Genomic DNA, 14,165 nt, shown 5'->3' with positions numbered 1-14,165 from the left:
AAAGTACATTATCCTGGGTAGTGTTCCGCGAAATACGGCGCCAGTCGCTCCAGTTCCGATTCGCTAAGGGCGGCTTCAATCATGGGAAATACGACTTGTTCCTCATTGCGAACATGACTTTGCAACAACTTACCCAGTTCTTGCATCACGTCATCGCGCTTCTCGTCACAAACTTGGCTGACCATGCTGCGCACCTGAACGTGTTCGAGGAGTAACTGCACAATTTCGGGTCTGTTGAGTGGCGCGTGCTTCGCGTAGGCCGGTAAAAGCACTTCTTCCTCTTCGCGAAAATGCTCTTGGCCTCCATTGTGCCAAAAGCGCTCAAGTTCTGAGCGCAGTTCGTCGCTGGGCAGTTCCTGTCTAATCAGATGCAAAGCCACGACGAGTGCATGGTGGTGGTGGCGGGAGAGCGGCTGCAGGGATGGATGGCGCTTGGTTGCCATAACGTGTGCCCCTTTCTTGGAAAGTGCGGACATTGTCTTTGGCAACGAGTGTACCACAAAGATAGATCATCGCTTCATCATTTCGTGAAGTGCGTTCTGGGATGAGAAAAGCAGGGGGGATTTTTGTTGTCAGAATTAACGACGCAGACGTCCTTACACCCGGACGTCGTATCTGACGCAAACAGGTTTAAACGTTTAAAAGGCCTGTTTCTTGCCTTGCTCGGCGCGGTTTTGTGGGGCGTTTCTGGCACCGCGGCGCAAGTTCTCTTTCAGCGTCACGGCGTTGCCCCAGGCTGGCTCGTCGCCGTACGCATGACCATCGCCGGTTTTTTGCTAGTCGTCATCGTCGGCTTGCGCAAAGGATGGGCGAGCGTGTTTGCCCCGTGGCGCAATCTGCCATCCGCCTCCGGAATGTTGGTGTTCGGCCTTGTTGGTTTGCTGGGTGTGCAATACACATACTTTGCGGCCATTGGCTATGGCAATGCGGCGACAGCGACCATCCTGCAGTACCTAAGCCCGCTCGTCATCGTCGCCTATGGTGCCTTGCGGAGTCGGCGACTACCTTCAGGCACTCAATTTTTTTGCCTGGCACTGGCGCTTGTTGGGTCGGCTCTCCTCGTTACGGACGGGCGCGTCACGAGTTTGTCGATAGCGCCTCTTGCGGTGGTTTGGGGACTAGCTTCCGCATTCGCGGTCTCCTTTTACTCGATTTATCCGCAACGTCTTCTCGCGCAATTTGGTGCGGCGGCAACGACAGGCTGGGGAATGCTCGTTGGCGGGGTGATGATGAGCATCGCTACTGTGCGCCCCCAAACGATGCCGACCTTGCCGATTGGGGCATGGGGATTAGTGGTATTTGTTGTGCTATTTGGCACGTTACTCGCGTTTTACCTGTACATGGTAAGCCTGCGATACATCGAGCCTGCTGAGGCGAGTTTGCTCGCTTGCGGCGAGCCCCTTTCAGCGTCCATCTTGGCGCTGACCGTACTTCATGTTCAAATGGGCCCGGTGTCTATCTGCGGCGGCCTTTGTGTCCTTTTGACCGTGTCCATCCTGGCGCGATCGCGCAAATGATCTTCTCGCTTTGGATATGTGAAATATGTAAGTCGGTTAGCCAATTGGATTGTTATGATTTATACTATAGGGGTTGTCGAACGTTGCTGAATCTTCGACACCCCGTTTTTATGCTTTCAATCTGAATATCCATGTTTGAATGTAACTTTATTGCGCGAATTTCCTAAATAAAGGTAAATGGTTATAAGGATGGGGACCCGGATGGAAGTGCAAAACAGATCGGATGTCGTGTTGATCGGTGCCGGCATCATGAGTGCCACGTTAGGCACGTTGCTTCAACAGTTGGCTCCCGACTGGACTATCAGTGTCTTTGAGCGTCTGGATCAAATTGCTGTCGAGAGCTCAAACGAGTGGAATAACGCAGGCACGGGTCATTCAGCATTGTGTGAGCTCAATTATACCGTGGAGCGTCCCGACGGATCGATCGATATCAGTAAGGCCATACACGTCAATGAACAGTTTCTGGTCTCTAGGCAGTTTTGGTCTTATTTGGTCCATCAAGGGATCATCGAAAATCCGCGCGATTTCATCGTGCCTGTTCCTCACATGAGCTTTGTTCAAGGGGATGCCAATGTCGCTTTTTTACGAAAGCGATTTTCCTTGTTGTCAGAGCATCCACTGTTTCAGGGAATGGAGTATTCGGATGATCCCCAGCAATTGTCCGAGTGGATTCCCTTGATGATGAAGGATCGATCGGCGGACAAACCCATTGCAGCTACCTGGATCGGTTCTGGCACAGATGTGAATTTTGGTGCTCTGACGCGTCTGTTGTTCTCCTATTTAGAGAAGAACGGGGTAAACATTCAGTGTAACAAACAGGTTCAGAATTTGCGGCGAACGAGCGATGGCTATTGGAATCTAGATGTGCGTGATACCAAGACAGGTGCGATCGAACAGCATAGTGCGCGCTTTGTCTTCATTGGCGCAGGTGGATGGAGCCTGCATTTGTTGCAAAAGTCCGGCATTCTCGAGGGGAAGGGGATTGGCGGATTTCCGGTCAGCGGGCTCTTCATGGTGTGTGAAAATCCGGATGTCGTCAAAGAACACCGCGCGAAGGTGTACGGCAAGGCACCTGTTGGCGCGCCGCCGATGTCGGTTCCGCATCTGGATACGCGGGTGATTAACAACCGCGAATACCTGTTGTTCGGACCGTTTGCCGGATTCTCACCAAAGTTCTTGAAGACCGGCTCAATGTTGGACTTGCTGAAGTCCGTAAAGCCACACAACTTCACTACGCTTCTTGCCGCCGGACTGAAAAATGCCGGTCTTACATGGTATTTGATCAAGCAATTGATGTTGACAAAAAACCAGCGTATGAATGAACTGCGTGAGTTTGTACCCACAGCTCGCAATGAGGATTGGAGCTTAATCGTGGCGGGGCAACGTGTGCAGGTCATTAAGAGCAATCCGCGGGGCACGCTTCAATTTGGTACGGAAGTTGTCAGTGCGTCAGATGGTTCAGTGGCGGCACTACTTGGGGCATCGCCCGGAGCTTCGGTCGTCGTTTCCATCATGATGGATGTCATTAGAAAGTGTTTCCCAGATAAGCTACCCGACTGGGAACCGAAAATACGGGAAATGATTCCATCGTATGGCGAAGCGTTAAATGAAAATCCGGATTTGATGCGTTCCATTCAGGCTATGACTGCCGAGGCTTTGGGGCTCGCCTCAGCACATGGCAGCATGCAGGCGTGATGCCTTTAGAGTACGTCCGTATGTTCCATCGCCTGCATTGCACGAGATAAGCCTTCAGGCAGGTGTTCATAAAGAACGCTGGTTTTGATGACAGCTCTGCTGGGACATGACCTAGTGGAGCTGTTTTTGTCTTTAAAAGCGACATACCAAACGGAAATCAACTTTCGCGGGTTGATGTCACATCGGTGAGCGTGGCATGCGTGAACATACCATTCTCATGTTTGAGCTATCAAAGTTTCTACGAAAATAGGCACGCTTGTTCAGGCGGTTGCCGATAGCGATGAGCAGTCGAAGTCACGTAACGTAAAGCATGCCGCAAGGGAAAGGGGTGTGACACATGTACGGTGCATTTGGTGGCTACACAAGGTGGGCGGTTGTGTTTCTGATTATCTTCGTGTTGTTCTTCCTCCTCGTTCCCAATTACGTGACAACTTGCACAACCACACCGGTGTACTGATGACGGGCTGATGGTCGTCCATAACCCCATATGGAATGCAAGTTGTGGAACAAAGGAGGTTTCGGACGTGTGTACAAAAGCGGATTGTGAGCGGTATATCGGAAAGATGGTTGGCTTTCGAACCAAATACGGGTATCACGTGGGATTTGTCGAACGGGTTACCCAAGACTCGGCCATCATCCTCTCGCCACGCAAATATATCCCTACTGAGTTCGCCAGTGCCAATGTCAGTGATGACGAGTTGCAGAGGTTGGACCTGGCCCTAGCACAATGGGGAGGTGCTCCAGGAGCTGGATACGGCGGTTTTGGCGGAGGATATGGTGGCTGGGGGTGGGGGTGGGGCCGCTGGGCGGTTTCCTTCCTCATCATCTATGTCTTGTGGGGGCTGGCCGGCTGGTGGTGGTAACCGTACAGTAGGCATCGCCCTTTATGTTCATGAATTACTGGCCAACTTTCGTTGGGCAGGGACTCGTCACACCTCTCTTCGCGTGCTTGTCGATCGCGGCGTTGGCGAAGAAGTGTCAGTGCTATCTTGAAAGAATTGCGTTGGATGGCTACATGGCTATGTAAGAGGCTGTGTAGCCGCCCATTCCTTTTGCAAGCCTGCCGTGGAACTGCATACGTCTCAGAAAATGACACGCAACGCAAGGCTTATAGCAGTCTTACCGTGAAATTGTGTATGGGGTCAAGAATCACGTCCGTATACATATAGACATACAGCAGGTTATACATTCGGGGCGTTCATACGTGCATCTTGAGCAATACGATGCGGTGCAGTCGAGGGTATACCGTCGATGCGAGGTCATCGTTGCATCAGACATTGGGATCTAGTGTATGGTCTGTTTCGGCTTCGGCGTGCACCAAGCTTTCCTCCCGGTTCATGTCGTTAGGCGCCTGCGAAGTTTTCCCGGACGACTGGTTCCTGACTTTTGGCCTTGCTTCTTTTTGGTCAACAATTGGCTGAGACGTTGGGTAATCAGATGTGCAATCAGCTTATGCCCTGCGTTGTTAGGTAGAATCGGCTTGCGCAAAGGATGCATCAAGTCTAGGACACTTCCAGTGCGGTACCCGTCAATCAGATACGCCTCGTTATTGGCAAACCCCTTTTCCAAATCAACGACAGGGAATTTATAGTAACTGGCACAATCGCAAATGATACCGTTCATTCCTTCGACAAACTCACGGGCAGGCGCAAACCCAGGTAGTGGGTTATACAATGTTGTAACAAGCACATGTGGCACCTGTTTCTCGCGAATGAGACGAAACAATTGATCCGTATGATAACCAAACTCGTCCGCGTGTTTTAACACACTCCGCGGTGGGCGGGCATGTGCATGGGCGCCGCGAACGGCCGGTCGCAAGAGTCGAAGTAGATCCGCGCTACCAAAACAAACAGTTATAACATTGACGTCGTCCCACAGATTCAATCTGGGCGTCGATACGAGTTGAAATAGTCGTTTCGCCGTAAGACCTGGAAGGGCCATGATGATTGTGCGTTGCGCGAATGATTGGTCACGTAAATAGTTGCCGACATGTTGTACGAACCCGAGTCTCGGATGACTCGCTCCCTGCCCCGCTGTAACGGTATCGCCAATCGCTAGGTAGATGTCTCTTGCCATCGCGCTCAACCCCTTGTATATGTAGAGATGCCAGTGACGCACAACGTGTTACGGCAGAGGCGGAGCCATGCCGCGCAACGACTTTTTGATGACTTCGGCGATTCGCGCATGTCCGGCATGATTTGGGTGAATTGGGCGGCGAAACGGTAAGGCCAGGTCCTCGAATTTTCCATTGCGGTAACCTTCAATCAATTGATGTTCGCGGTTTTGAAATCCTGCGAACACGTCGCTGACCGTAAACCGGTAGTCTTCGGCAAGCATGCGTATCACGGTGTTAAGCCTATCAAAAGCGGCAACCGCAATCGGAAAATGTGGTATGGGGTTGTATACGGTGGTGACAATCACGTACGGAACGTTGCGTTTGTGGATGAAATTACATAATAAGTCCATGTTGTAAGTGAATTCCGCGCTCACGCGATCGATGACGGATGGGGTGATGACTGGCCCCGACACTGGGAGATAGAAGCGCCGTAACAGGCGTCGCAAGTCATTGCCACCTGTCATCAACGTGATCATATTTGTCTGGTTCCAAATCGCCTCACCGATGACGTTAACGGCTTTCCACAGATCTCCGCTCGTCCATCCGTTTTGGGCAATGATCATGGTATGGTCTGCCAGTCCCTGTTCGTGTGCAAATTGCGAGACCTGATAGACAAATGTCGCATGTGGGTGGGGCGCACCGTACCCGGCGGTGATGGAGTCCCCGAGCGCAATGTACAGGTTTCGCTTCATGTCGCTTCCCCCTTCCAGCCTGAAGTGAGTCATGCGTATGGGTTCAAGGCCTTCGCTTTCGTATCTGTGAATTGGGATATCGTGACTGGTTTGCAGGGACTGTTGGTCTTTGTTGCATCCAGGGAAACGGAAATGGTTCGTTGAACCCTTTGGCAGGCGACTCCTCTTGCCGCGGTTTACCGAACAGTTTCGGCATCAGCTTGCCCCCGCGCTGTCCCTTATGCGGTCGCTTGGAGGCTTCTTCAATCATGCGACGCATCTGAGGATTTTCGCTTAAGAATTCCTGCACCCTTGGATCTCGCAATAACTGTTTGATTTCGGTTTCGCTGGGTCCAGTCTTAAAGGGGCCTTTCAGACTTGGGACGGCTCCGGAGCCTTTCAAAGCATCGCGGTCGGATAAGCGATTGGGGCTAAACGGATTTCCCAAACCATAGGAAAACCCTTGTGTACCAGATGTGTTTGGGGCTGCACCCAGGGGATGCGATGGAATACCCGGCTCCATGGCCCCCCGCAGTTTTCGGATACCTGTCCATGCTCCTCGGGCTAGTAGATGGATGTTTGGATCCTGAACCATGTTCATCAGAACAGAGCCCCATCGAAATAGCATGCCAATGTTCAACATCATCACCTCCAAAACCTCAGAGTAGTGTATGATCCCCTTTTCGAACGAGCATCGGGTAAATGTGCAATAGAAAAATCAACATGCGCGTTATCAAGACTTTGCGGCTGTGCGAATGCCTGTGCGGCAAACACCGATGCAAAAGGTGAATCGCACACATACTTGTACATCACGTCGTGAAACGAGGAGGCAAAAGGAAGCTTTCACTTTGCAGGCGCCCATTTGCACGGCACGGGCATGCCTATTTGCTGGCGTGGTGATGCGTGTACATGGAAATGCGTTGCGGGCAAGATGAGGCGTCAGGCTCGTGGGTATATTCGGATTTTATGCTTTGCACGGCAGGAGGGAAGCAACATGTATGATGGCGGCGCACTCGGCGGCTACACTCGTTGGGCGGTTGTATTTCTCATTATCTTTGTACTCTTTATTCTGCTAGTGCCTTCCTACACCACAACCTGCACGACAACGCCGGTTTACTAATGATGGACGACATGAAGATCGCGTTGTGTGTTGCGTGAAGGGGAGGGCATCAGCATGTGTTCGAGAGCAGAGTGTATGCGCCACGTTGGACAATATGTGCGCTTTATGACACCCTACGGATATCACGAGGGGATCATTGAGCGCGTGACAGGGAATGAGGCCATTATCTTATCGCCAAGGAGGTACATTCCTCCGCAGCTTGCCAGTGAAACGCTTGACTCAGATGAAGTTAAGCGCTTGGATATTGCATTGGCGTGGGGAGGATATGGGGTTGGTGGCTATCCCGGTTATGGTCGTGGCGGGTATGGAGCCGGTTACGGCTGGGGATGGGGGCGTTGGGCCGCATCCTTTTTGATCATCTATGTCCTGTGGGGCCTGTGGTGGTGACGTGTGTCTCTACCTAAGGGTAAAGTGATAGTGGGGCCATCGCGCCCCTTCTCTCCTCGCTAAGTGCTCCGAAGGTGTTCCATTCTTCTTGGGGTTGGAAGGTCTAATGGATTGCAGGATGCAGTTTGTATCACGAAAAATATAAGTTGGATGAATTGAATGCAAAGCGGGCGATACACGTGGATCGGACAACAGCCACATTCGTCATTCGTAATGGAAGGCTGGTTCTTGAAGATTCCATTTGTGACGGCGGATACATTTATGTTGAGCAAGGCGTGATTCGCGAAATTGGACATGGAGAAAGCTCTTCGCGCATGTTTGCTGGTCGTTCCATCACAGTGTTCGATGCAAACGATCAATGGATTCTGCCTGGTTTTATTGACATACATATCCACGGAGGGGACGGCTACGAGGTGATGGATGGCACCATTCACGCCATCGAAGCCATAAGCCGATTCCATGCCAGGCACGGAACGACAGGTTGGCTTCCGACAACGCTGACAGCACAAATAGCTGACCTTGACCGAGTGATCCATGTGGTAAAGCGTAGCGCGTGCCGCTTTCATGGTGGTGCACAGATTCTTGGCATTCACCTGGAGGGGCCGTTTATATCTCCTAAGCGCTGTGGTGCACAGAATCCGGAGTTTGTCATTCCCCCATCGATGGATATCCTCAAGCATTTGACGAGTATCGCGGAAGGTTTTGTGAAGAAGGTCACTATTGCCCCGGAGCTAGAAGGTGCTCTAGACGCCATTTGTTGGCTAACCGAGCAGGGTATTATCGTATCGCTTGGCCACACGGACGCAACATTCCAACAAACGCTTGATGCGATTGCGGCGGGTGCCTTGCATGCCACTCATCTCTTTAATGCGATGCGAGGACTTCATCATCGCGAAGGCGGAGTCGTAGCCGCGGCGTTGCTAACTGATGATGTCGTATGTGAGATGATCGCCGACGGACATCACGTCTCCCCGGAAATGATGAGACTGGCGTATCGTCTTAAAGGCCGGGACAACCTGGTGCTTATTACCGATGCCATGGCGGCAGTAGGCAAAGCCGATGGCAACTATAAGCTTGGTGCGCTGGACGTGATCGTCCAAGATGGGGTGGCTGTACTCAAAGAAGGTAACCACCTTGCGGGAAGCACGTTGACCATGGACGAAGCGATCCGCAACATGGTCCGCAAGGTAGGTATCGATCTGCGGGATGCCGCCTATATGGCGGCGACGGTACCGGCCAGAGAGCTCGGTCTCGCGCATACACAGGGCTCCATCGCGGTCGGGAAACGTGCAGATCTCGTTGTACTGGACGAAGGATTGCATGTTGTCGCAACGTGGATCGCAGGGCGTCAAGTGTTTGCCAGATAAGCTGCTGTCATCGAAAATCAGCTTCCAAAACCATCGCGTGCAAACGCTTCTTTGTGTAGGACCCTTTGTCAGGGGTACAATCATGAAGAGGATGCATTTTCCTCGGAAGGGGAGCAACGATGACTACACAAAATGAGCGCAAGCCAAACCGTTTGATTCATGAAAAATCGCCATATCTCTTGCAGCACGCATATAACCCTGTCGATTGGTTCCCCTGGGCACCGGAAGCTTTCCAAAAGGCTGCCCGAGAGTCCAAGCCTGTTTTTTTATCCATTGGCTATTCGTAGCCCTACGGGGCTATGAATAGTACGCCTGCACGCAATGGAGTAAATAATTTCGACTTGTCACTGGTGCCATGTCATGGCGCATGAGTCGTTTGAAGACGAACAAGTTGCCCAGTACCTGAATCAACACTATGTCTCAATTAAGGTCGATCGCGAGGAGCGGCCGGACATCGACCACATCTACATGACCTACTGCCAAGCGGTCACCGGCGAAGGTGGTTGGCCGCTGACGGTCATTCTGACGCCGGACGGGCATCCGTTCTTTGCCGGAACGTATTTTCCGAAAAACGCGCGCTACGGGCGCCCGGGACTTCTAGACATTCTCCGCATGATGCGCCAAAAATGGGACGAGGAGCGGGAAAAACTCGTTTCGGCGAGTGCCGAGCTGGTAACCCGTATGCAGCCCATATTTGCCGCGATGCCCGGTGAGGTCGACGGCAAACATGCCGCGCGCCAAGCAGCAGCCTCTCTGCGCGAGCGCTTTGACAACGCGTATGGTGGCTTTGGGGATGCGCCCAAGTTTCCGGCGTTTCACCAGGTCATGTTTTTGCTGCGATACAGCCGATTTGCTTCTGACCAAGGGGCGCGGCAAATGGCTTTGGATACACTGGATGCCATCATGAGGGGCGGAATTGCCGATCACGTTGGCGGCGGGATCGCCCGCTATAGTACCGATGCCTTCTGGCGTGTTCCACACTTCGAGAAAATGCTCTACGACAACGCGTTGGCTATCACTGCGTACACCGAGGCCTATCAGGTGACGCAGAATCCGCAATACCGTCGTTTTGTCGAGCAGATTGTCACGTTTCTTGAGCGCGAGCTGACCTCGCGGGAAGGGGCGTTTTACAGCGCACTCGACGCCGACTCAGAAGGTCAAGAAGGGCGTTTTTACGTGTGGCGGCCGGAGGATGTGACGGCTGCGCTTGGCGATGAGGACGGCGAATGGTACTGCGCTTTTTACGATATCACAGACGAAGGTAACTTCGAGGGCTACAGCGTGCCTAACTATGTCGATCGCGATATTGCTGCCTTTGCATCCGCGCGTAACATGTCGGAAGGCGAGTTGTGGCAGTGGCTCGACGAAGCCAATCGGAAGCTCTACGAATGGCGAGAGCATCGCGAGCACCCAGGGCTTGACGATAAAATCTTGACTGCATGGAACGCCTTGGCCATTTCCGGACTCGCTAAAGCCGGTGCTGTCTTCGCAGACGAGCACTGGCTCGGCCTGGCGGTGCGGGCTGTTCAGGCGCTGGAAACCCTGCTTGTACGCAAGCCGGACGGCCGTCTGCTCGCGCGCTATCGCGACCAAGATGCAGCCGTATTCGCCTATGCGGACGATCACGCCTACCTCATCGCGGCGTATCTCGATCTGTATGAGGCCACGCTCGATCCGTTCTACCTGCGTCGTGCCCAACATTGGCAGTCTGTGCTCGACACGCTCTTTTGGGATAGCGAAGGCAGTGGTTACTTTCTATATGGCCGCGATGCAGAGCGCCTCATTGCGCAACCAAAGACCGTTTACGACGGCGCGACGCCGTCGGCCAACAGCGTGGCGGCACACAATCTCCAGCGCCTGTACGCGCTTGTCGGCGACGAAGCGTATGCGGAACGATTGGATCGTCTTTTGCATGCGTTTGGCACATGGTTGATGGAAGCCCCAGTTGACCATTTATGGCTTGTCACCGCAGCCATGTTGCGCGATCTCGGCACGACTGAGGTCGTGTGGTCATCAGTACCAGGCAGGGGGGACGTACGCGCGATGGCGACAGCCTTTCATCTTGCGTTTCTGCCAGAAGCGGTGCTGTTGACGCCATCAGCTCGACCGAACGGAGAAAATGCGTACCCACCGGCAGCGGACGAAGCGCTTGTCTACGTGTGTCGCCACTTCCATTGTGAGCGTCCAGAGGCGGACATTGCCGCAACCATTGCCAATCTTGTCGCTAATCCTCCCCGTTTGACATGAAGCGGGGGATCTTTAGGCCATACTGAATCGAGATGTGCAAATTTTGGCCGAATCAACGGCACGTTGGAGGTGGGGCTTTTGAGCACCAATGTAAAGAAGACATTCGTGGTCGATGGCAGGCTCATATCTGCGAGCGATCACGAAACCATACTCCAAGCTCTTCTCGAGAACGACGTCGATGTCCCGCACATTTGTTATCACCCTGCCTTAGGGCCGATTCAAACCTGCGATACTTGTATGGTCGATGTCGGAGGCAACATCGTACGAGCTTGTGCGACGCCTGTAGAAGACGGCATGGAAGTGCGGACCAAGTCGGTGGCCGCGCGATTTGCGCGCAAAGAGGCGATGGATCGCATCTTAAAAAACCACGACCTATATTGCACGGTCTGCGATAACAACAATGGCAACTGCACCGTGCACAACACGACGATGGCCATGGATATAGATCATCAATCGTATCCATTCCGGAAAAAGCCGTACGAAGAGGATTTATCCAACCCGTTTTACCGATACGATCCGAATCAATGTATTCTCTGTGGCCGTTGCGTCGAGGCGTGCCAGAACTTACAGGTCAGCGAGGTTTTGTCGATCGCGTGGGATCGCGAGATTCCCCGTGTCATTTGGGACAACGATGTACCGATCAACGAATCCTCGTGTGTTTCTTGTGGCCATTGCGTAACGGTTTGCCCGTGCAACGCGCTCATGGAAAAGAACATGATCGGCAAGGCTGGTTTTCTGACCGGCATTGAGCCAGAGCCTTTACAAACGATGATCGATTTGACCAAGGCCGTGGAACCAGGCTATCGGGCTATATTTTCGATTTCTGAAATGGAGAGCGCTATGCGCAAGTCGCGCATTCAACGCACCAAAACGGTTTGTACATACTGCGGCGTCGGCTGTTCGTTTGACGTATGGACGAAAGACCGCGAAATCCTCAAGGTTGAGCCGCAGATGGAGGCGCCGACGAATCAGATTTCGACATGCATCAAAGGCAAGTTTGGCTGGGACTTCGTCAACAGTCCAGATCGCCTGACAAAGCCACTCATCCGTCGAGGCGATGCATTCTATGAAGCGTCCTGGGACGAAGCGCTGGATTTGGTTGCCAAGCGCTTGACGGAGATACGTCTCAAACACGGAGACGATGCAGTTGCGTTCATATCCTCGTCGAAGTGCACGAACGAGGAGAATTACTTAATTCAAAAGCTCGCACGCGCCGTGATGCATACCAACAATGTCGATAACTGTTCGCGCTACTGCCAATCGCCGGCGACCGAGGGGTTGCGCAGAACTGTTGGCTACGGCGGCGACACAGGTTCGGTACACGACTTGGCGATGGCCGATCTCGTCATCATCGTTGGCGCCAATCCAGCAGAGTCCCATCCGGTTTTGTCGACGCGCTTGCGGCGTGCAAAAAAGAAATATGGTCAGAAGCACATCGTGATCGATCTACGGCGCAACGGCATGGCCGAAAAGGCAGATATGTTTGTCCGGCCCGAACCGGGCACCGATCTCGTGCTGTTGTCGGCGGTGACAAAATACATCATTGATCAGGGCTGGCAGGATCAATCGTTCATCGACGGACACGTGGATGGTTACGCCGAATTTGTCAATTCTCTTGCCATGTATTCACTCGCGTATGCAGAGCGGACAACCGGTGTGCCCCAGTCTACAATCAAACAATTGGCGTCCATGATTCACGAGGCAAAGTCGGTTTGTATCTGTTGGGCGATGGGTGTCACCCAACATTTAGGGGGCAGTGAAACGAGTACGGCGATTTGCAACCTGCTGCTTGTCACAGGCAACATGGCACGGCCGGGCACGGGTGCTTATCCCCTTCGTGGCCACAACAACGTCCAGGGGGCGGGGGACATGGGGTGCAACCCGGTGTACCTGCCTGGTTACGAGCGCGTGGACGACCCTTTGGTACGCGCAAAGTATGAACAGGCCTGGGGCGTTGAACTGCCGACAACGAAGGGACTCGACAACCACGAGATGGTCGAAGCGATTCACGATGGCAAACTGCGCGCGATGCTGTTGCAAGGCGAGGAGATGGCGCTTGTCGATTCCAACTCGCACTACGTGCGCGACGCTTTCACCAAACTGGACTTCTTCGTGGTCATGGACGTGTTCTTCAGCAAAACGGCGGAGTTTGCGGACGTCGTGTTGCCCGCTTCACCGAGCCTTGAGAAGGAAGGCACGTTTACCAACACCGAACGCAGAATTCAGCGCCTATATCAAGTGTTGGAGCCTCTTGGCGAGTCCAAGCCGGACTGGATCATCCTGCAGGAGCTGGCCCGTCGACTTGGTGCCGACTGGAATTATCAACACCCACGTGAAATCCTCGAGGAAATGGCTTCGTTGGCTGAGTTGATGAAAGGCGTCACGTACGAGCGACTCGAAGGTTACCGCAGCCTGCAATGGCCGGTCGCCGAAGATGGTACAGATTCCCCGTTACTGTACACGGACGGCTTTCCATTTCCGAACGGACGTGCGAGACTGGTGCCAGCCAAATGGATCGAACCGACCGAATTTGCTCCAGAATATGACCTGCACCTGAACAATGGGCGGATGTTGGAGCATTTCCACGAGGGAAATCTGACCTACCGCGTCGCGGGTATTAAAGAGAAGATACCCACCACGTACTTGGAGGTTTCACCCGAATTGGCGAAGGAGCGCGGAATCGAAACGGGTGCTCTGGTGCGGTTGACTTCACCGTTTGGACAGTTGAAGCTTCCCGTAGTGGTCACGGATCGCGTACAGGGCTATCAGATGTACCTCCCGATGAACACGTCGAACGACGAAGAGGCCATCAACATCCTGACAAGTAGTGAATCAGATGTGACGACACATACGCCGGCATATAAAGAGTTGCGTGTGCGTATGGAAGTTCTCCGTGAACGCGGAAAAAGTCCGCTCACGCCATATAATTATCGGCTTGGCCACCCCAATCCACAACCGGGTGTACAAGTCGAGAAAAAATGGGCCAGAGCGGGGTATGTTCCGGTCGAACAAGCACGACATCGGCCGGAGAGGGGGTAATGCCAA

10 protein-coding genes and 1 pseudogene are annotated in these 14,165 nt (G+C 53.1%); 8 read left to right on the top strand and 3 right to left on the bottom strand.

Annotated elements, in window-relative coordinates; all coding sequences use genetic code 11:
• Positions 1-8 precede the first annotated feature (8 nt).
• Positions 9-443, bottom strand: coding sequence for a hemerythrin domain-containing protein (locus BLU70_RS06900; RefSeq protein ID WP_074692924.1), 435 nt, complete (start codon positions 441-443; stop codon positions 9-11).
• A 126-nt stretch (positions 444-569) separates the two neighbouring features.
• On the opposite strand from BLU70_RS06900, the gene BLU70_RS06895 reads away from it, so the two are divergent.
• The 3 genes from BLU70_RS06895 to BLU70_RS06885 all read left to right on the top strand — a co-directional run bounded on the left by BLU70_RS06895 (position 570) and on the right by BLU70_RS06885 (position 4,075).
• Positions 570-1,517, top strand: a complete 948-nt coding sequence (locus BLU70_RS06895) for a DMT family transporter (RefSeq protein ID WP_083341191.1) — start codon at positions 570-572, stop codon at positions 1,515-1,517.
• 201 nt (positions 1,518-1,718) lie between these two features.
• Positions 1,719-3,212 (top strand): malate dehydrogenase (quinone), encoded by a 1,494-nt coding sequence (gene mqo, locus BLU70_RS06890; RefSeq protein ID WP_420865892.1) that lies wholly within the window; start codon positions 1,719-1,721, stop codon positions 3,210-3,212.
• Between the two features lie 524 nt (positions 3,213-3,736).
• A complete protein-coding gene (locus tag BLU70_RS06885) occupies positions 3,737-4,075 on the top strand; it encodes a hypothetical protein (protein WP_040288346.1) in 339 nt (112 codons plus the stop codon).
• Positions 4,076-4,547: 472 nt separating this feature from the next.
• Here the strand turns inward: BLU70_RS06885 and BLU70_RS06880 are convergent, their stop codons facing one another.
• Positions 4,548-5,288: an SGNH/GDSL hydrolase family protein gene (locus tag BLU70_RS06880; RefSeq protein WP_074692918.1), complete on the bottom strand. Its 741-nt coding sequence runs from the start codon at positions 5,286-5,288 to the stop codon at positions 4,548-4,550.
• A 48-nt stretch (positions 5,289-5,336) separates the two neighbouring features.
• Positions 5,337-6,020 (bottom strand): SGNH/GDSL hydrolase family protein, encoded by a 684-nt coding sequence (locus BLU70_RS06875; protein WP_074692915.1) that lies wholly within the window; start codon positions 6,018-6,020, stop codon positions 5,337-5,339.
• Between the two features lie 1,153 nt (positions 6,021-7,173).
• Here BLU70_RS06875 and BLU70_RS06865 point away from each other — a divergent pair.
• The 5 genes and pseudogenes from BLU70_RS06865 to fdhF all read left to right on the top strand — a co-directional run bounded on the left by BLU70_RS06865 (position 7,174) and on the right by fdhF (position 14,159).
• Complete coding sequence (locus tag BLU70_RS06865; RefSeq protein ID WP_074692911.1) at positions 7,174-7,506, top strand: hypothetical protein; 333 nt, start codon at positions 7,174-7,176, stop codon at positions 7,504-7,506.
• Positions 7,507-7,631: 125 nt separating this feature from the next.
• Positions 7,632-8,873 (top strand): N-acetylglucosamine-6-phosphate deacetylase, encoded by a 1,242-nt coding sequence (nagA, locus tag BLU70_RS06860; RefSeq protein WP_176780855.1) that lies wholly within the window; start codon positions 7,632-7,634, stop codon positions 8,871-8,873.
• 119 nt (positions 8,874-8,992) lie between these two features.
• A pseudogene (locus BLU70_RS06855) lies at positions 8,993-9,157 on the top strand (DUF255 domain-containing protein); the annotation flags it as partial.
• 76 nt (positions 9,158-9,233) lie between these two features.
• On the top strand, positions 9,234-11,120 hold the full coding sequence (locus tag BLU70_RS06850; protein WP_074692905.1) for a thioredoxin domain-containing protein: 1,887 nt from the start codon (positions 9,234-9,236) through the stop codon (positions 11,118-11,120).
• 78 nt (positions 11,121-11,198) lie between these two features.
• Entirely contained in the window at positions 11,199-14,159 is a 2,961-nt protein-coding gene (fdhF, locus tag BLU70_RS06845; protein WP_074692902.1) for a formate dehydrogenase subunit alpha, read from the top strand.
• Positions 14,160-14,165: the final 6 nt, after the last annotated feature.

This window comes from Alicyclobacillus hesperidum, from assembly GCF_900107035.1.
Taxonomy (GTDB): Bacteria; Bacillota; Bacilli; order Alicyclobacillales; family Alicyclobacillaceae; genus Alicyclobacillus; species Alicyclobacillus hesperidum.
The sequence above is the reverse complement of the archived record's forward strand: the minus strand, read 5'-3'. Positions and strand labels throughout refer to the sequence as shown.